Raw genomic sequence first — 17,687 nt, 5'->3', positions numbered from 1 at the left:
GAATTCTTTTCTTTACCATATGTTTATAATACCCTTACAATCCCTCTCTTTTCAAATCAACTGATTGTCACTTGCGATTGAGGTGATGGGCTTTCTAAAAGGTAAAACTTTATACTTTCCTATACTAAAAGAAAAAGCCCTGAATCAAACTTCAGGACTTTTGCACTAATTCATTTAGTCTGTTACAGAACATCGCCAGTATGGGCATCAACTTCCTGGTCGTCGCCTTCTTCAATATCTATTTCATAAACGGTACGCCCATCTTCCACTTCCAGTTTCCATTCCTCTACATAGCCGGAACCGGCTGCTTCGAGAGCGATATCCATGGCTTCCTCTGGAGAAATAATGCCATCCAAGTCCAGTATATCCTCGGTATCCTCGTTGTCATCCTGTTCCTGCTTAATAATATCCCCTGTTTCTGCATCGATATCCAACTCATACTCATTTGACTCGTCCCAGCCTTCGAATTCGTAAATGAAACGGTTGTCATCGCGTTCAAATTGAATTTCTTCAATATTGATGTCTTCACTGCCAAACGTCTCATAAAAGAGGTCAATGGCATCATCCAGGCTGACAGCAAAAGTCATGCCTTCAAGCCCCTGCGAATCCGTCATATTGCTGTCCTCATCTGTCGCATCTTCTTCTACTGTATCGTCTTCTGTGGAGGCTTCTTCTTCAGCGGTTTCTTCAACGTCTTCTTCTGTCTGATCCTCAGCTGTGTCACCATTATCGGTTTCTGTCGTTTCTTCTTCTACGGGTGTTGTATCCAGCGTATCATCACCATTATCACAAGCCGCCATTAACAGCGCTGCAGATAGTGAGAGCACACCAACCTTAATCCATGTGTTCTGTAGCATATTTTCATCCTTCTTTCATCAAAGTTACTGCTTTTCAGTACTCAAATAATAACATATTATATCTAAATTGACAGGAAATAGGCTTGTGAAAAAATAGAAAAGCATAAAATCACGCTGAATCAGCGCAACCTTATGCTTCAAGATATTTTCATTTATTTATTTTTTTATAACCAACTGGATGGCTTTTTGAATAGTCGCTGCTTGTTCTTCGGGGTCGGCTGAAGGGTTCTCGACACATTGCTTCAGATTCTCGGCAACAATCAGTCCCATGATGCGGTCCACACTTGAGCGAACAGCTGATAATTGTGTGACAATATCTCCGCATTCTTTACCTTCTTCCAACATTTTCTGAACGCCTCTTAACTGTCCTTCAGTTCGTTTTAATCGATTAAGAACGCTTTTGTCACAAGTTACCATACTACTCGACGTCTCCTCTCCATGCGGACATGCCGCCCATTACATTGATTATATCATATCCTTGATTGCCTAGAAAGTCAGCAGCCATAGATGAGCGTGAGCCGGATAGGCAAATTAAGTGATACTCTTTGCCTTTTTCAAGTTTGTCATAGGTTTGGCCTAGTTCGCTTAACGGCATATTGATTGCACCTGGAATGTGACCAGATGTATATTCCTGACTTTCACGTACATCCACAATATTCAAATCTTCTCTTTTCTGCTTTTGTCCAAATTCATCCATCATAACTGTTTTATACATTTACTAATTCCTCCGGTTTCACTGTGTTGTAAAGTGCAAAGGCACCATCTAAATTTTTAACGTTAAAGCCTGCTTGTTTCAAAATACGTTCACCGATATAACTTCTTTGACCACTGCGGCAGCTGATGATGTATGACTGGTTCTGATCCAGTTCATCCATGCGGTCACGCAGTTCATTTAATGGAATGTTCAGGGCATTAGGGAAGCGTCCGCCTTGTAGTTCAGATTCATTTCTGACATCTAAAAGGACCGCTCCATTAGCCAGTTCATCGTTCAGTTCATGCCATTGTACGGAATCACTCATGCCTTCCATGATGTTCAGTGCAGCATAGCCGACCATATTGACTGGATCTTTAGCTGAACCAAAAGGTGGGGCATAGGTGAATTCGAGTTCCGGCAAGTCATAAACGGTTAGCTCAGCCTTAATCGCTGTAGCAATGATATCAATACGCTTATCGACACCTTTTGCTCCAACAGCTTGTGCACCGTAAATTTTCCCGTTTTCAGGGTTAAAGACGAGTTTCAGCGTGATATCTGTTGCTCCAGGATAATAACCTGCATGGTCTTTACCCAATGTGTGAACAGCTGCAACGGGTAACCCAGCCATTCTTACTGTTCGTTCATTCAAACCTGTTGATGCAGCCGTCATGCTGAAAGCACGAACAATCGCTGTACCGATACTTCCTTTATTCGCGCGCTTAATGCCTGCAATGTTGTCAGCAACTTGACGGCCTTGACGGTTAGCGGGAGACGCCATCGCAATTAGGGCATCTTCTCCAGAAATTTGGTTTTTAACAACGATTGCATCTCCGACAGCATAAATGTCTTCTTTGCTGGTCTGATAGGATTCGTCAACCAAAATCCCCCCGCGCAAGCCCAGTTTGATTCCTGCTTCTTCAGCCAGAGTACTTTCCGGCTGGACACCAACAGACATGATAGTCAAATCTGTTGCGAATTCTGTTCCGTCTTCCAGCACAATCACATCGCCATTGTCCTTGAACTCAACTGCTGATTGTGAAGTGATAATCTCAATGCCTTGTTCTTTCAATTCATTTTGAACAAAGGCAGCCATTTCCTCATCCAAAGGCGGCAGGACATGCGGTGCTTTTTCGATAATCGTGACCTCGATACCTAAGTGCTTCAGGTTTTCAGCCATTTCAATACCGATAAAACCAGCACCAACAACTGCTGCTTTTTTGACATTCATGCCATCCATGCGTTTCATGATTTTATCTAAATCCGGAATGTTTCTTAAGGTAAAGACATTTTCTGCTTCATCCAATCCTTTGATGGGTGGAATAAAAGCTCTGGCACCCGGTGAAAGGATCAGTTTGTCATACGTTTCAGTAATAATCTCACCATTGTGGCTGGCAGATACTGTTTTTTCTTCCGAGTTAATGGAAACCACTTCATGCTCCGGTCTCACATCCAAGCGGAAACGGTCATATAGTGCTTCGGGACTCTGCACAACCAATTTGCTGCGCTCATCAATTTCACCTGATACATAATAAGGCAGGCCACAGTTTGCAAAAGAAACATAAGGCCCTTTTTCAAAAATAATGATTTCTGCATCTTCTTTTAATCGGCGTAAACGTGTTGCTGCGGACATCCCGCCTGCTACGCCACCAACGATAACAATTTTTTCTTTACTCACTTAAATCTTTCCTCCTCTAACGTTCCCACTCCACTGACTCATGCCACCGCGGACGTTTACCACGTCGTATCCTTTTTTCTTCAAGGCGCTGGCGGCTCTTTTACTTCTCATTCCAGACTGGCAGATGACATATACTTTCTCGTCCTGACTGCCTTTGTATTGTTCAATTTTATTTAAAGGAACGTTCTTTGCTCCTGAAATATGCCCCTGACGGTATTCACCCGGCATACGTACATCTAATAGTGTTGTTTTACTAGTCATGTCAGACGCTAACTGTGAGGTGCTGACAGACGGGATGCGATTAAATAATCCAAACATTCTTTTTTCCTCCTAGAAAATCGCCTAATAAATACCCTGCAGGGTATATTAAACCGCAGATGTTATCCTTTGTCAAGGGATTAGATGAAATTATTTTTATTCTCACTTTTTTCACGATTATAATGTACACTGTTAGAAAGAAGATAGCTACTGAAGAAAGGATAGATATCTATGAAGAAATCTGTGAAATGGGGACTGCTCGGGTCTCTGGGCTTGACCGTATCTGCCTTGGCTTATGCCAGTGCTTATTTTTACAAGACAGCCGTTGGATTGAAAAAAAAAAAGTTCGTGGATGAGTTCAGTATGGTTGAAATTATTCCTGAGGATCCATGGGAGGATGAAAAACGCTGGTACCAGTCGGTTGAAAAGGAAACCCTGACTATTCGGTCAACGGATAATTTGTTATTGTCTGGCTTATACATACCTCATGGTGAGTCATCTGACAAAGTAGCGATAATCGCTCACGGTTACAGCGGCAGCAACAGAGACATGGCTCCCTGGGCAAAGCTGTTCTATGATTTAGGCTTCAGCCTCCTGTTACCGGATGCTAGAGGCCACGGCGAAAGCGAAGGAGATTATATCGGATTCGGCTGGCACGAGCGAAAAGATTATGTACAGTGGATGGACAAACTTATTGAAGAAAACGGTGAAGATACGGAAATTGTGTTGTTCGGCTTAAGCATGGGTGCCGCTACGGTCATGAATGTCAGTGGCGAGCAATTACCCCCTCAGGTAAAAGCCATTATAGAAGACTGCGGCTACAGTTCGGTGACAAAAGAAATGGCCCATCAACTCAAGACCATGTACCGTCTGCCTCAATACCCGTTTATTCCCATGACCAGTCTGATTACCAAGGTCAAAGCCGGCTACTGGTTCGGTGAAGCCAGTCCGGAAGAACAAGTCAAGAAGTCTCAGACGCCATTATTATTTATCCACGGGGATGAAGATGATTTTGTCCCGACTCATATGGCTTACGAGCTTTACAATGTTGCGAAATGCCCGAAAGAGCTTTATATTGCAGTCGGTGCGAAACACGGCTATGCCTATATCGCTAATAAGGAAATGTACCAAAACCGCATCAAACATTTCCTGAACACCCATTTAGAACATGCCCGTTACCCATTGGCGGTTTAATATAAGTCAAAGGCAACTGTTTCGGCAGTTGTCTTTTTTATTGGGATTACTTTTAACTTTTGTACATGGTAGTTGTGCCGATTAGGTCTTATTCGGTACGAGTTGACAGTATTTCGATTAAAACTTGTGCCGATTACTTGTATGCAGTACAAGTTCATCTGTCTGGTTCGGTAACTTATACTGATTAACCTTTAATCGGTACATGTTCAGTCCAAAATACCTATTACTTGTACCGATTAAAGGAAGACGGCTTGTAGGATAAGAAAAAAACGTCCTGTTGACCAGGACGTTTTACAGATCTCAAAATTTAATTTGATGATGACTATTCTTTATCAGATGGCCATTCACGATTATCAGCCTGTACGGCTCCTAAGAGTTTGCGGCGCCTCTGACCAGCCTGATCCAGAGCCTCTTTAAACGCTGCCTGAGATACGAGAGGAATACCTATAGACTCCAATTCTTTCAAATCGGGTCGTTCAGGCTCAAATTGCGCTTCGTCTATAAAGGCTGAAGTCAGTGTTCCTAAATAAGATTCTACACTCGAACGAGCTTCCTGAACCAGAACCGCATTGTACAGCGTATTATCAGCTATTCCCCATTCAATAACCGAGAGTGTTTCATCCAGGATTGCAACGGCGACGGCAGATGACTCTGCCATTTTTTTACTGTGATAGAAATGTAAAAGCGGATAAGCCTGATGCTGCTGACACAGTTCCGTAATTTTAGAAGAAAAATCCATTAGTATCAAATCAAGCTGGTATAAATTATTGCCATCCCATGCCAGCTTGACTAAATCAGAACTGGTTAATCCCAATCCTGTTACGGTGCGTGCAAAAGCCCGTTTATTAACGACAGCTCCCACAACAGAAATAACGTAGGATGCGCCCAGTGTCAGCAGCATGATACCCAGACCAGAGTTGAAGGCAGTCACTATCTGCCAGAAGCCTGGCTGAGGTGAGTAATCCCCCACACCTAATGTAAAAAGAGTAAAGCCTGTAAAATAAAAACGTTCATACCAGGTAATTGGCCCCTCAAAGGTCGTTTGAACAATCGACTCTGGATTCCCGGCAAAAAACAGGGTTAAGCCCACCCACAGCAGTACCGCCCAGGACGTAATGGTCAGTACCAGAATCAATGGCCCAACCAAACTGAATATATGTTTATTTCCCCTGCTAAGGGATTTCGTCAGACGCCAAGTGACTCTGGCCAGGCGTTTGGATAAAGGGCCTGCACCGCCGTCGACCCATAGAGTAGTCCAGATAAGATCCACTGTCGCCAGCAGGACCATAGCTCTACCAGCTAGATAATAAAGGACAGACATAGTTACCCTCCTCAATCGTGTTTTTTGTTACCTTAATAATAAGGCAATTGAATGAACCAAAGCAATTAAATACATTTATTATAATGTGCATAAACAATCGAAATAATGAGTAATTATTGAAACCTCTTCAAAACGAATGTGTTATTTGCATTATTGTGATAATTTTCCAGAACTATAGCTGTTATTTTTCCTGATAATATAGGAAGTATTTTTTTAATTTTTTAAAAAGTATTGAATTAGTGCTATTATTCTCATGTAAACATAGTATAATACTATCTAAGGCAGTGCATATTAATAAGTATCACTTAATGAAAGTCGCTGTCCTATTTCAAATTCGTAATATATGGTATCGTATAACCCCTGGCTGTTGTTGACACGATAAGGAGAACGCTATGACCGTAAAGCAAAAAAACAAGCTCTGGCTCGGCTTCATATTACTCTATGCTTTTATCTATTATATGTGGATTTTAATTGAACCGGGAAACGCCACTGTAACTACTTTTGGTGGCAATAGCCTGTCATTATTCGGTTCCTTTATTCCCATCTTCTGGCTTTCTAAGGCCGCTAAGCGCTCTGTTAAAAAGCACACCACATTCTGGCTGCTGTTGACCCTTGGATCTGCCAGTTATTTTATCGCAGAACTTTTCTGGTTTACATATGAAAGTGTATTAAATCGCACTCTGCCCTACCCCAGCATCGCAGACGTGTTCTATCTTTTAAATATATTATTCTTTATATCTGCTTTTCTTCATGAACTGTACCAAAACAGATGCACCCTACAAGTCACTCGGCATGTATTCGATGTGCTTCTGACACTGATTTTTCTTACTACCCTAAAGTGGTATTTCATAGTTGAACCATTGATTCTATCAGAAGGGATTTCTCGTTTCGATGTCTTTGTTTCCCTACTTTATCCATTAGGAGACCTGGTTTTACTCTATTGTCTGACACTGATTTACTTTGCGGGAAAGAAACTCTTTTCAAGTAAAATGCTGACGATTTATTTTGCCGGTATATTATTTTATACTTTTTCAGACAGTGCTTTTCTCTATCTGATTAGCCTGAATGCTTACAGTTCGGGAAGTTGGATTGATCCATTATTTATAATAGGCGTGATGTTAGTCGGTTATACCGGTCTGCTTCAGCAAGAAGAGAACCTATTTACTGACAAGACGACGTATAAAGTAACCATCCGTATTCCCTATTTCCAGTACACCCTTCCCTATGTTGGTGTCGCTCTACTTTATTTTATGATGATTCTGTCAGTCAATGCCTTCAACAGTATCATTATTGGCGTCGGTCTGTCACTTGCTTTATTATCCATTCGTCAGTTGATTGTACATATGGATAACCTTAAACTGCTGAAAGAAAACCGCCAGAACACAAAAGAACTGGAAGACAATCAGGAGCGCTATACGTCTCTGTTTAATCACCACCCGGATGGGGCTTATTCCCTGAATCTTCAAGGAAAAGTAGAAAGTGTCAATGGGCGTGGCGCTGAGATAGCAGGTGAATCTCAGCAAAGTATGATTGGACGTTCCATTTTAGACTTTCTGCATCCGGACTACCATGAGCTGGTCATTCAGCAGTTCAGAAATGTCAAAAATGGTATTTTCAAACACTACGATATGCCGCTAATTAACTCAAGAAAGGAATTTTATTATTTAAGCATTACCTATGTCCCCATCACATCAAATAGAGAAGTCATCGGTGTTTATGCTATCGCACGGGACATTACTGAAAGTAAAATTAATGAGCAGCAGATTGAGTATATGGCTTACCATGACCACTTGACTCACCTCGTTAATCGTAAACGTTTTGAAGAGGTGCTGGACAAGGTTATAGTGGAATCAGAACATACTAGAAAAAAATTCGCCTTACTGTTCATGGATATGAATAACTTCAAATCGATTAACGACACCTACGGCCATGCTTTTGGAGATAAGCTGCTCATTGAAGTAGCTAATAGAATCCGCAAATCAATTCACGAGCCCTCATTCGCGGCTCGTCTAGGTGGTGATGAATTCACCTTGTTGATTGACCAGTTAAATTCCTACGACGAGTCCATGCATTGGGCCAGTCAGCTGCTGAATAAACTCAGCAAGCCCTACCACATAGATGAAATAACTGTTAGCAGCACTCCAAGTATCGGTTTTTCTTACTACCCCAGAGATGGTGAAACTGCACAAGTCTTACTGAACAAAGCCGACAAGTCAATGTACGAAAACAAGCGCCAGTCAAAAAAATTCGGCTAATGGCCTTAGATGATGTAAAAAGACGATTCCTGTTGCGGGAATCGTCTTTTCGTATTGCTAACGTACTATTAGTGACCAGTTAACCTTGGAGATGAGCTTGAACTTGCTTCAAAAAGCGTTTTGAAACAAGTTGCTGCTTAATATATAAAAGAACTAGTCACTAAAAGCTTTTTGAGGACAGTTAAAAACTAATCCAATTAGGAAGTGGTCTCAAAAGGCTTATTGAGACCACTTTAAAAGCGTATTATCAGAGAAGTGGCTGCAATCACCCGGATTGATGCCACTTCATCCTTACTTTTCAGCTGAACTCGCCTCAAAACCTGTTTAGTGACGACTTTATTTGCCAACCATAAATGAAATGTCCTCAAAGCTCCGGTGTCTTGCTTTTACTCATTCAAAGTCAGATAACGATAGAGGTTTGATTCGATGGGTTGGGTGAATTTCAATTCCATTTCAACAACAGAGCGTTCTGTCCCGTCTTTAATCGGCTTTTTCATTTCTTTAATCGTTTCTTGAACAGGTTTGACTTCACCCAGGTAATAAAAATCGGTTCCTTCATCATCGGATTTTTTCATAAAGACTCGTGTTGTCCATTCAGATGGATTTTTAAGTTTCTCTATTTCTGGGGAGTTCATTGTTCGTGGTGATTTAGTGAACCATTTTAACGTCGAGTTATCCAGAAGTTCATCTTCATAGGCCATTTGTGCACCTTCAAAATCGTCTCCTTTTTCAAGAGTAATAAAGATGACAAATTCACCGTCTTTAGCTGTGTAGCCTCCTATATTTTGATCAACCATCTGCTGCTCCCAGTTCAATAACCGCAAAACATCCTTACGCTTGTATTTCTTATAGCGTGTTAGAGGTATGAGGTGATTGTATTCTTCTGATTTCATTAACCCCGTCACAATTACATCCTGAAACAGCTCCTTAAAATACGGTTTGAGCAGGGCTTCTTTGAATGATGAATCTAATTCTATATCGTCTTTAAAAGTTTCGATGAATTTGCGTTTTCTATAGGTTTTTGCAGCACTTCCAGTAAAGAAACTTAAATCTAAGGTGCGAATAACCGATTCTATTGTTTCTTTATTACAAAGACAGTCGTGCTGACTGAATAATTCGCTCATCTTATTCCGACTTAGCTTTTTATCAGGAACAGATAAAAACTCTCTCAGAACCAGCAACTCCTGTTTTCGCATGCCGGTCAGCAATTCCCTGGATGCGATCATCAGGTATACCTGCTCACTATCTGTCAGCGTGTCAGTATTTTCCTTTACCGATACAAGGAAATCGTAATAACTTTTTCTATAATTTGCCAGAACATATGGGTCAAGCGTCTGATTTAACTGGAAATCTTTAAGAAATGGTACACGCCCTAGTCTATTACGTAAAAGGTCAAACTGTTTTTTCAATTCAGCTTTCGAGTCTAATTTTACCGTATTTATAGACTCAAATATTTTTTTCTTAGCCACTTCTTCGAAATTAATGGAAGAAACGCCAGAAATAAAGCCGGTATCATAGGTATCTTTCCTTAAATTGTTTTTATTTCTTGTCACGTCTCCAGATAGAGCCATCGGAATCATATAATTATTTTTATAATTTCCAATAAAATCAATAACCGTCACATAGTCCTTGGACGGATGCTTTCGTAAACCTCGCCCCAACTGCTGAACAAATATGATACTCGACTGTGTATTTCTCAGCATAATCACTTGATTAATCTTAGGAATATCTATGCCTTCATTAAAAATATCAACCGTAAAAATATATTGTAACTCGCCGTTTTCCAGTTGCTGTACCGCCTGCTCTCTTTCATTGAGGGAATGCTCTCCTGAGAGATACGTGCTGGCGAATTTTCTCTTGTTAAACTGATCAGATAGACGCTTTGCTTCCTCTTTTCGGCTGCAGAAGACGAGTCCTTTCGGCTGATTGCCGTGAGTCCCGTAATAATTAATTTTTTCAATAATATAGTCTACACGTTCATCTTCAATTAACTCATTGATAGAAGCTGTTTCTGATATGAGTTCGCCTTCTTTTTCAAAATCAGTAATGCCAAAATAATGAAAGGGGCAAAGCAAATCAGCTTCCAAGGCTTCCTGAAGGCGTATTTCATAAGCGAGATTATAATCAAACAATTCAAATATATTGAAGCCATCTGTTCGTTCCGGGGTAGCTGTCATGCCAAGCAGAAAATCAGGCTCGAAATAATTAATCACCGTATGATAAGATTGCGCACCGGCTTTATGCACTTCGTCAATTAAAATATAGTCAAAATGTTCTTTCTCAAATTGTTCGAGCACATGTGTTTTCGAAAGGGTTTGAACCGTCGCAAATACGTAGCGTGCATCGCCCTCTTTTCGACTCCCTGATAGGATGCCGTAGTCTGATTCTTTGCCACCCAATATACGTTTGTAGTCTTCTTTTGCTTTATTTAAAATTTGTTCTCTATGTACGACAAATAGAACCCTGTCTGGCTTAGCCTGGTCCACGTCCAGAGCAGAGAGATAGGTTTTACCTGTACCGGTAGCTGATACCACGATTCCTTTTCGTTCATTTCGGGCACGTAAATGAGCCAGATTCCTCAAAGCTGCCTTTTGCATCGCATTTGGAGTAATGTACGGAGACAACTGTTCATCAATGACAGCCTCCGATTCCTTTGTCCAGCGAAACTGTGGTGTATAAGTTCTCTGGTAGTTTTCAATCCATCTGCCCGTAAGCGGTTCGGCTTCAAACCATTCACTGTCCATATGGTCATAAATATCCTGAATCATTTGACCATGATTATAAGAGGTCAGACGTACATTCCACTCGTAGTTCACTTTCAATGCTGCCATCGTCAAGTTCGAACTGCCTACGATAAAGGAATGGTAATTGGGTTGTTTAAATAAATACCCTTTTGAGTGAAAGCCGTCTTTTTTTGAAATTCTGACTTCTACATTTGGAATCGTCAGCAAATCTTTAAAAACATCCGGATGGTTGAATGCCAGGTAAACTGACGTCAGAATCCGTCCCTTAACCCCTCTTTTTTTCAGGTCATGAAGCTGTGTTTTCAGTGAAGCCAGACCGTCTTGGGTTAAAAAAGCAACCGAAAAAAAGAAGGAGGTGCATGTTTCCATCTCTTCATGGAGTACATTAAGCAGATATTCTTTCTTTTCTGTGTCGTTGATAATCAGTTTGGGATCGTAATGAGAACCTGTAACAGCATGATTTATAAATGCTTTTTCAAGAGAGCGCGTTAGACTGTCTGTCATACTTCCACACCTTCTGTCATCAATTTTTGAACAGCCGGTATGTCTGCCGGTGCCCAGGTCAACTGATCTAAATCTGCCGGGGTCAACCATTTCACCTGATGATGCTCAGTCAATACAGGTTCTCCTTTTGACAAATAACAAATGAACGTCGTGAGCACCACTTCTCCGAAATCATAGAGATAAGCTGTTTCTTCAAAAGTTTCAGGCTGAACGTCTACTTCAATTTTCAACTCTTCTTTTAGTTCTCTTTCCAGTGCTTCTATAGGTGTTTCATCTTCTTCAATTTTGCCTCCGGGAAACTCCCATAAGTTAGCCAGCGCCTTTTCATTCCCTCTTTGAGCACAGAGAATTTTACCTTCTTCAATAATAATTGCTCCAACAACTGTTATACGTTTCATAAAACCTCACCTTAATTATTTTTCTTTACACATGCATCCGTTTGGCTAGTTCACTTTTGATTGCTTTGCCGTGCTTCAGTAGAACAGACCAGAACATCACGAAACTGAACAGGACTGAAAACCAGCTCGGCAAGTCGATAACAACCCAGTCCATCACGATAAACAGAAAAGGCACAAAGCCCATTAATGCTGCCAGCTGCAAATAGAGAATATAGTCCCCGGCATGGAGCTTCACGACTTGTATGACGACAAACATCGCTAAAAGGGCTGCTATACATAAAATCGGAATCACAAAGGTCAGCGACCAGCCCAGCCAGCCGAATATATAATCGAAATAAAGACTCAGCAGTGAAAAGAGAATCAGTATATAAACGATGCCTTTGACAATATTTCGCCGTTTACGAATCAGTACGATAACCATCAGCCAGGTCACCATTAGACCAAACAGGACAAATTCCAGTCCGAAAAATTGAAAGCGCCAGATGGACTGACTGATTAAGTAAAGAACAATGGACACAACGGAGAGCATAGTCAGAAATTGTTTGATTTTATTACGCTGAAATCGTAAGGGCACTTCCGGAAAAGCCGTCGTTTGCGCTTCTGTAGTATCTCTGCCTTTTTCATCCAAAGGCGTGTGACACAAAGGACAGACCGACCAGTTATCCAGAACATCTATCTTGCATTCTCTGCACTGCTTCACTCTTCCTGCTCCTCTCTCGTCACTTTATTGGCGTCAACCTGTACTGCCAGTCTTTTGTCTGTTAAATGACGGATAAAGTTTTTCTGAATGGTCGTTTCGACAAAAGGACTCGTAAACAGTAGATTCAGTTTATCTCCGTAACTGTTCATGCAGAACTGCGGACGAATGGCTGCTGTATAAAAGTTCATGTTCGTCACATACGGCTGAATTTCTTCGGGCAGCTTCAAACGTCCCAGATTGGACATGGCTACAGTTATTTTCCGGTTCGTATAGACATTGACCCATTTCAGAACCAGATCTTTTATCGGCCGGAATACAACTCGGATTGCCGGATGAAATTCAAAGCCGATGAATCGTTTCAGGCGTTTCTCGATGGCTTCAGGCTGTATTTCTTTCTTCAGCTGACGGTCGAGCACATCACACATGTCCTTAATATCCACTTCTTGTCCTTTTTTAAAAGTATAGGCCATCAAGGTGGTACTAAAAAAATTCCGCACGGAGAAGGAGGGGTAGAACTGCCTCAAATTCACTGGGATAGACACCGTAATGGTCGTGTCATCCTTCTTCTCTTCGATTGTTTCATAGACAGACTGCATAAACACCGCTGTCAGATATAAGGTCAGCGACACCCCATAGGAGCGCGCAATACCAAGGGCTTCTTTAGCGGACGTCTGCACTTCAATAACACGAGGACGGTGATCCGGGGTAATCGTTCCACCGACTCTGTGAATATTTTTCTGCTTAGGCTGTTCCTCATAAGGCTGCAGACTTTTTTCTATGTCCTCTGTTTCCTTATACGCTTTTTCAAAAGGTTTTCGGGACGGAACAGTTTCCTGCTTCTTTTTCTTCTTTTTGAAATAGCGGTTAAAGCTGTCTTCCAGATCCTGCTTTTGACGAGGCGTCACCTGCGCCTCTTCACCAAACGCTTTCGGGTGAGCCAGTCGCGTGTACTCGGTCAGTAAATCTTCAAAGAACCATAAGGCTCCCGTTCCATCTGTCAGGGCATGAAAGACTTCAAGGTGAATACGATTTTTGTTGTAGAGTACTCTAAAGAGCAGTTCTTTTCGGTCATAGTGATAAATCGCTGTGCAAGGCGGCAACGTTTCCGGCTGAACATATGGGAGCCGATCGGTGTGCTCCAGATAATACCAGAATATTCCTCTCCGCATCACATTTTGAAACAGTGGATAGGCCTTATAGGTTTTAATTAACGCTTTCTGCAGGGTGGCCGGATCAACCGCATCCTTAAACTGCGCTGAAAAGCGAAACACTTTCGTATCCACTTCAGTACGGGCGGCTAAAAAAATATTTGACGCATTATCCAACCGTACCCAATTTCTCTTTTCCATCAGCTAAGCCTCCTTGCTAGTCTGTTAAAAATTCATTTATAACTTTAAACGCTTCTTCAACAGGTTCAGTAAATTTTGGATAAGTAATGAAGCCGTGAACGCTGTTAAGGATTCGGTGGATGCGAACATGATTGCCTGCTTCTTTCAGTGCCTGTCCAAATGCTTCGCCCTCATCTCTAAGCGGATCGTATTCTGCCGTGATAATGAGCGTATCCGGCTGATTTGACAAATCTTCCGCCATTAAAGGAGATATAGTCGGATGCTTGCGCATCGCTTCTTCTGGCGCGTACAGTTCCATATACTCCTGGATTTTTTTGATCGTCAGGCCATATTCATACCCATTCGTTCGAATCGATTCAAAAGGGGAGTCTTCCGTGTGATCCCAGTACGTAACCGGATAAATAAGCACCTGCTTTGCAGGCAGTCGACGTCCTCTGTCTCTTAAGAGAAGAGATACCGCAGCAATCAGATTGGCACCGGCTGAGTCTCCCATCACTATCCAATCGGGCTCTTCTTCCTCGTCCAATTTCGTCATCAGTACTTCAGCTACCCGTAGGCAGTCGTCCAAACCGGTCGGATAAGGGTATTCCGGTGCGAGTCTGTAATCCACTGAATATACGATGCGGCCCAGGCTGTCCGCCAGATTAATGCAGGTCCGGGTGTATGATTCAATGTCTCCAATTACCCAGCCTCCTCCGTGAACATAGAGCACCGGCTCTTCGTGACTCTTTTTCTTCGGATAAAAAATCCGGACCGCTATTTCATGATCGCCTTCTGTTGCATAGATTTTCTCATCCAGAAATCGGTAGGTTGGTTTCGGATTTTTACTGAACAGTTTCTGCATCCGACGCATTGACTGATAGTCTTCCTGGATATCAATTTTCGGAGAAGACAGTATACGCAGTATAAACTTAAATAGTGGATTCATGGGTGCTCCTTATTCTTTCAGATTTCTATCAGTTTACCACACCTTGGTCATCTGCTTTTTGTTTCTGTTCAACTATCGAAATTTCCTCCCCGATCAATGCCTGACTTTCAAGGTAATCCAGAATTTGTGGTTTGAATTTTTTAAAAACAAGTAATGCAGCGATATAAAGAGCAATACTTAGTGTAATCAGACTCCATTGCTGTGTCAAAAAGGCGAGAAACAGCAAGCCGCCGAGTAAGTTGGTCATGACGGTCAGACTGAAAATCATCACCGCACCTTCTGGAATATTAATGCCGACTTCTAAAGCCACTTCGGTAAATATAGGCGAGACAAACGTCACGAGGTACAACCCCATAATTAAGTAAACCGTTCCGGTTATCAGCGACTTGAAAATATTGCCGTTAGATAAAGAGACTATAGCCTGAATCATATAAGGAATAGCTACCAAATCGACCAGCGGCAGTGCCTGATTGCCCGGCAGGATAATCGAGAGAACGACAACAATTGGAATAAGCAGCAGACCGGTCATAATCGTTGCCGGTTCTCCGTAACCCGCCGCATCGTTTATACCCAGCACCCACTCACGCCCGTCTTCTTTGGACTCGGCTGACTGCTGAGATGCTTCTGTAATGGATGTGAAGGCTGAGGCAAACAGATCAGCAATTTTAGGAAAAACTGCCATAACGGTTGCCATGGCAACTCCTACTGTCAAAGACTCGCCCCAGGCTTCCATTGTATTCAAGCGCGTCAAATTTCCCGCTATACCTAGCAGAAGTCCCAGAATGAATCCGATGGATGTTGGTTCCCCCAGCAGTCCTAACTTTCGCTGGAGAGACTCCGTATTGAACTTCACTTTATGTGCCCCGAGTTTGTTCAACAGGGCATTCATGGCAACCGCAACCGGAAATGATCCCAATGCATGAGAAGCTACAATAGTAGCCTTCGGATAGCCATAGTAAGTTGACCACCTGCGTGACAATGCTTCGGAAAACAGCATGGTATAAAGGTTGATTAGAACCATCAAGCCAATAGCCAAAAGCATATTCCCTGTGGCAAAATACAGCATTGAACCCCAAAGCATATAGGAATAATTATTCCATAAATCTGATGGAAAAAATACATTGGTCACTTTTAATAGGAAAAGAACAACCTGTAGAAACAACCCCAGACCCAGGAAAATCATTCCGGCCTGAGTAGAATACGCCACGATACTGGTTGCCTGCCAGCCCGTATCCAGACTATTCAGGTTGACCCCCGTTGTATTTACCATACGCTGAACCACCGGAGTCACAATCGGTGTATAGCCTCCGATAAGTAGGTTAAAGCCGGTCAGACCAATTCCAGCGTGCAAGCCGGAACGGAAAGCCTTACCTAAAGGGACTTTCATAATAATATTTAACAGATACAAAACGACCGGCACGACAACGGCTGCACCAAATGTGTCCATAATTAGAGATAGTGTATGTAAAAAAGGCTGCATAATGAACTCCTTAATTGTTTAGATAGCTTATTATCTTAGATTTTTCTTTCTCTCAGTTTAGCATAATTTTACAGAGGCTATCTCATTATTTAAAGAATAACGGAGACAATTAATTAAATAACTTGTTTGTTTTTTCACCATTGAAACCGTTTGATAACTATGCTACAGTTAACTTGTATATTAATATACTAAAAGGAGGAGTTAGCATGACAATGAAAGGCTGGCAATTCAATACGACGAACGAGCCACTGGAACTGGTGGAGAAAGAGGTTCCTAAAGCAACAGAGGGACGCGTTCTGATCAAAGTGAAAGCAGCTGGTTTGTGTCATTCGGATGTAGGGGCATTGAGAGATGAAAAGTGGTTAAATATCATCGAACACACGCCTATCATTATGGGACACGAAGTTGCGGGAGTCATTGAAGAAGTCGGACCTGGCGTTGAAGACTATAAAGTTGGTGACAGAGTCGGTGTTTGCCCTGTTAGTAAAGTAGGCATGGGCCCCGGTTATGGCTATGATGGTGGCTACTCAGAGTACGTGTCTGCTCCAGCAGTAGACTTAGTGCCTATGCCAGAAGGAATTTCCTTTGAACAGGCAGCGGCGGGAACCGATGCGGGGATGACTTCTTATCACGCGATGTTCAAAACCGGTGGCGCGAAAAAAGGCATGAAAGTAGCTGTCATCGGTGTCGGTGGTTTGGGACAGATTGCTGCCCGTGCAGCTGTCGTAGAGGGTATCGATGTCTATGCGGTTGACCTTAGTCCTGAAGCCAGAAAACTGGCGAAAGAACTGGGCGTTGAACATGTCTACGAAAATGTAACTGATTTGAAAGACGTTCAGCCTGACTTGATTGTAGACTATGCCGGCTTCGGTACAACCACTGCTGAAGCGATTGATGTTGTTGCTCCCGGCGGAACGGTTGTACTCGTGGGGATGGGCAAACTGGAAGCCACCATCAATACTGACCCGCTTATCCTCAAAGCCGTTTCGCTTAAAGGAAGCGTTGGCGGAAATGGAGACGATATTGCAGCTGTCTACGATTTAATGGCTTCTGGAGATATCGATCCGAAGATAAGCCGCATTACCTTTGATGAAATCTACGAAGGCTTGCTGAAACTCGAGCGTCACGAAGTTTCCGGCCGACTTGTTGCTCTCATGGACTAACGTACTGACTGAGCTTTACTCATAATTGATATACTGACTAAAAAATCCTTTCTAAGCAGGCTGTGCGCCCAATTTTACTCAGTCTGTTTCAGAAAGGATTCTTTTATTAGCTAGGTTACGGCTGTTTGGATCTGTTTGGAGCTGACTTAAGAAGGCTCAGGAGGTCT

General features: G+C 42.3%; 15 protein-coding genes. 3 read left to right on the top strand and 12 right to left on the bottom strand.

The window, feature by feature from the left end; all coding sequences use genetic code 11:
* Nucleotides 1-182: 182 nt before the first annotated feature.
* The 5 genes from ACYVLS_RS07415 to ACYVLS_RS07395 all read right to left on the bottom strand — a co-directional run bounded on the left by ACYVLS_RS07415 (nt 183) and on the right by ACYVLS_RS07395 (nt 3,544).
* Nucleotides 183-857, bottom strand: a complete 675-nt coding sequence (locus ACYVLS_RS07415) for a PepSY domain-containing protein (protein ID WP_460323099.1) — start codon at nt 855-857, stop codon at nt 183-185.
* A gap of 156 nt (nt 858-1,013) precedes the next feature.
* A complete protein-coding gene (locus ACYVLS_RS07410; RefSeq protein ID WP_460323097.1) occupies nt 1,014-1,274 on the bottom strand; it encodes a metal-sensitive transcriptional regulator in 261 nt (86 codons plus the stop codon).
* Between the two features lies 1 nt (nt 1,275).
* Nucleotides 1,276-1,572, bottom strand: a complete 297-nt coding sequence (locus ACYVLS_RS07405; RefSeq protein ID WP_460323094.1) for a rhodanese-like domain-containing protein — start codon at nt 1,570-1,572, stop codon at nt 1,276-1,278.
* Nucleotides 1,565-3,226 (bottom strand): FAD-dependent oxidoreductase, encoded by a 1,662-nt coding sequence (locus ACYVLS_RS07400; protein ID WP_460323091.1) that lies wholly within the window; start codon nt 3,224-3,226, stop codon nt 1,565-1,567. Before ACYVLS_RS07400 ends, ACYVLS_RS07405 begins: the two co-directional genes overlap by 8 nt.
* A complete protein-coding gene (locus ACYVLS_RS07395) occupies nt 3,227-3,544 on the bottom strand; it encodes a rhodanese-like domain-containing protein (RefSeq protein ID WP_460323089.1) in 318 nt (105 codons plus the stop codon). It lies immediately after the preceding gene.
* Between the two features lie 171 nt (nt 3,545-3,715).
* Between ACYVLS_RS07395 and ACYVLS_RS07390 the strand changes: the two genes are divergently transcribed.
* Nucleotides 3,716-4,678: an alpha/beta hydrolase gene (locus ACYVLS_RS07390; protein WP_460323087.1), complete on the top strand. Its 963-nt coding sequence runs from the start codon at nt 3,716-3,718 to the stop codon at nt 4,676-4,678.
* A gap of 322 nt (nt 4,679-5,000) precedes the next feature.
* On the opposite strand, the gene ACYVLS_RS07385 is transcribed toward ACYVLS_RS07390, so the two are convergent.
* Nucleotides 5,001-5,999, bottom strand: coding sequence for an ion channel (locus ACYVLS_RS07385; protein WP_460323085.1), 999 nt, complete (start codon nt 5,997-5,999; stop codon nt 5,001-5,003).
* Nucleotides 6,000-6,391: 392 nt separating this feature from the next.
* Here ACYVLS_RS07385 and ACYVLS_RS07380 point away from each other — a divergent pair, with 392 nt between their 5' ends.
* Nucleotides 6,392-8,254: a DUF4084 domain-containing protein gene (locus ACYVLS_RS07380; protein WP_460323082.1), complete on the top strand. Its 1,863-nt coding sequence runs from the start codon at nt 6,392-6,394 to the stop codon at nt 8,252-8,254.
* Nucleotides 8,255-8,640: 386 nt separating this feature from the next.
* Here the strand turns inward: ACYVLS_RS07380 and ACYVLS_RS07375 are convergent, their stop codons facing one another.
* From ACYVLS_RS07375 to ACYVLS_RS07350, 6 genes are read right to left on the bottom strand one after another with little or no spacing between them, the layout of a single operon-like run.
* The gene (locus ACYVLS_RS07375; RefSeq protein WP_460323080.1) at nt 8,641-11,502 is read right to left on the bottom strand and encodes a DUF3427 domain-containing protein; all 2,862 of its coding nucleotides are present in this window, start codon (nt 11,500-11,502) and stop codon (nt 8,641-8,643) included.
* Complete coding sequence (locus ACYVLS_RS07370) at nt 11,499-11,900, bottom strand: (deoxy)nucleoside triphosphate pyrophosphohydrolase (RefSeq protein WP_460323078.1); 402 nt, start codon at nt 11,898-11,900, stop codon at nt 11,499-11,501. Before ACYVLS_RS07370 ends, ACYVLS_RS07375 begins: the two co-directional genes overlap by 4 nt.
* Before the next feature lie 25 nt (nt 11,901-11,925).
* Complete coding sequence (locus tag ACYVLS_RS07365; RefSeq protein ID WP_460323075.1) at nt 11,926-12,600, bottom strand: DUF6320 domain-containing protein; 675 nt, start codon at nt 12,598-12,600, stop codon at nt 11,926-11,928.
* Complete coding sequence (locus ACYVLS_RS07360; RefSeq protein WP_460323072.1) at nt 12,597-13,949, bottom strand: condensation domain-containing protein; 1,353 nt, start codon at nt 13,947-13,949, stop codon at nt 12,597-12,599. Before ACYVLS_RS07360 ends, ACYVLS_RS07365 begins: the two co-directional genes overlap by 4 nt.
* 16 nt (nt 13,950-13,965) lie before the next feature.
* A complete protein-coding gene (locus tag ACYVLS_RS07355) occupies nt 13,966-14,877 on the bottom strand; it encodes an alpha/beta hydrolase (RefSeq protein ID WP_460323069.1) in 912 nt (303 codons plus the stop codon).
* A 28-nt stretch (nt 14,878-14,905) separates the two neighbouring features.
* The gene (locus tag ACYVLS_RS07350; protein ID WP_460323067.1) at nt 14,906-16,357 is read right to left on the bottom strand and encodes a PTS galactitol transporter subunit IIC; all 1,452 of its coding nucleotides are present in this window, start codon (nt 16,355-16,357) and stop codon (nt 14,906-14,908) included.
* Nucleotides 16,358-16,563: 206 nt separating this feature from the next.
* Here ACYVLS_RS07350 and ACYVLS_RS07345 point away from each other — a divergent pair, with 206 nt between their 5' ends.
* The gene (locus tag ACYVLS_RS07345; protein WP_460323064.1) at nt 16,564-17,520 is read left to right on the top strand and encodes a zinc-binding dehydrogenase; all 957 of its coding nucleotides are present in this window, start codon (nt 16,564-16,566) and stop codon (nt 17,518-17,520) included.
* Nucleotides 17,521-17,687: the final 167 nt, after the last annotated feature.

The sequence above is a fragment of the Alkalibacterium psychrotolerans genome, from assembly GCF_054784355.1.
The sequence above is the reverse complement of the archived record's forward strand: the minus strand, read 5'-3'. Positions and strand labels throughout refer to the sequence as shown.

Coding starts and splice junctions, on each gene's coding strand:
- ACYVLS_RS07355 (WP_460323069.1), bottom strand. CDS start 14,877: ATGAATCCACTATTTAAGTTTATACTGCGTATACTGTCTTCTCCGAAA.
- ACYVLS_RS07390 (WP_460323087.1), top strand. CDS start 3,716: ATGAAGAAATCTGTGAAATGGGGACTGCTCGGGTCTCTGGGCTTGACC.
- ACYVLS_RS07385 (WP_460323085.1), bottom strand. CDS start 5,999: ATGTCTGTCCTTTATTATCTAGCTGGTAGAGCTATGGTCCTGCTGGCG.
- ACYVLS_RS07405 (WP_460323094.1), bottom strand. CDS start 1,572: ATGTATAAAACAGTTATGATGGATGAATTTGGACAAAAGCAGAAAAGA.
- ACYVLS_RS07360 (WP_460323072.1), bottom strand. CDS start 13,949: ATGGAAAAGAGAAATTGGGTACGGTTGGATAATGCGTCAAATATTTTT.
- ACYVLS_RS07350 (WP_460323067.1), bottom strand. CDS start 16,357: ATGCAGCCTTTTTTACATACACTATCTCTAATTATGGACACATTTGGT.
- ACYVLS_RS07370 (WP_460323078.1), bottom strand. CDS start 11,900: ATGAAACGTATAACAGTTGTTGGAGCAATTATTATTGAAGAAGGTAAA.
- ACYVLS_RS07375 (WP_460323080.1), bottom strand. CDS start 11,502: ATGACAGACAGTCTAACGCGCTCTCTTGAAAAAGCATTTATAAATCAT.
- ACYVLS_RS07415 (WP_460323099.1), bottom strand. CDS start 857: ATGCTACAGAACACATGGATTAAGGTTGGTGTGCTCTCACTATCTGCA.
- ACYVLS_RS07345 (WP_460323064.1), top strand. CDS start 16,564: ATGACAATGAAAGGCTGGCAATTCAATACGACGAACGAGCCACTGGAA.
- ACYVLS_RS07380 (WP_460323082.1), top strand. CDS start 6,392: ATGACCGTAAAGCAAAAAAACAAGCTCTGGCTCGGCTTCATATTACTC.
- ACYVLS_RS07410 (WP_460323097.1), bottom strand. CDS start 1,274: ATGGTAACTTGTGACAAAAGCGTTCTTAATCGATTAAAACGAACTGAA.
- ACYVLS_RS07395 (WP_460323089.1), bottom strand. CDS start 3,544: ATGTTTGGATTATTTAATCGCATCCCGTCTGTCAGCACCTCACAGTTA.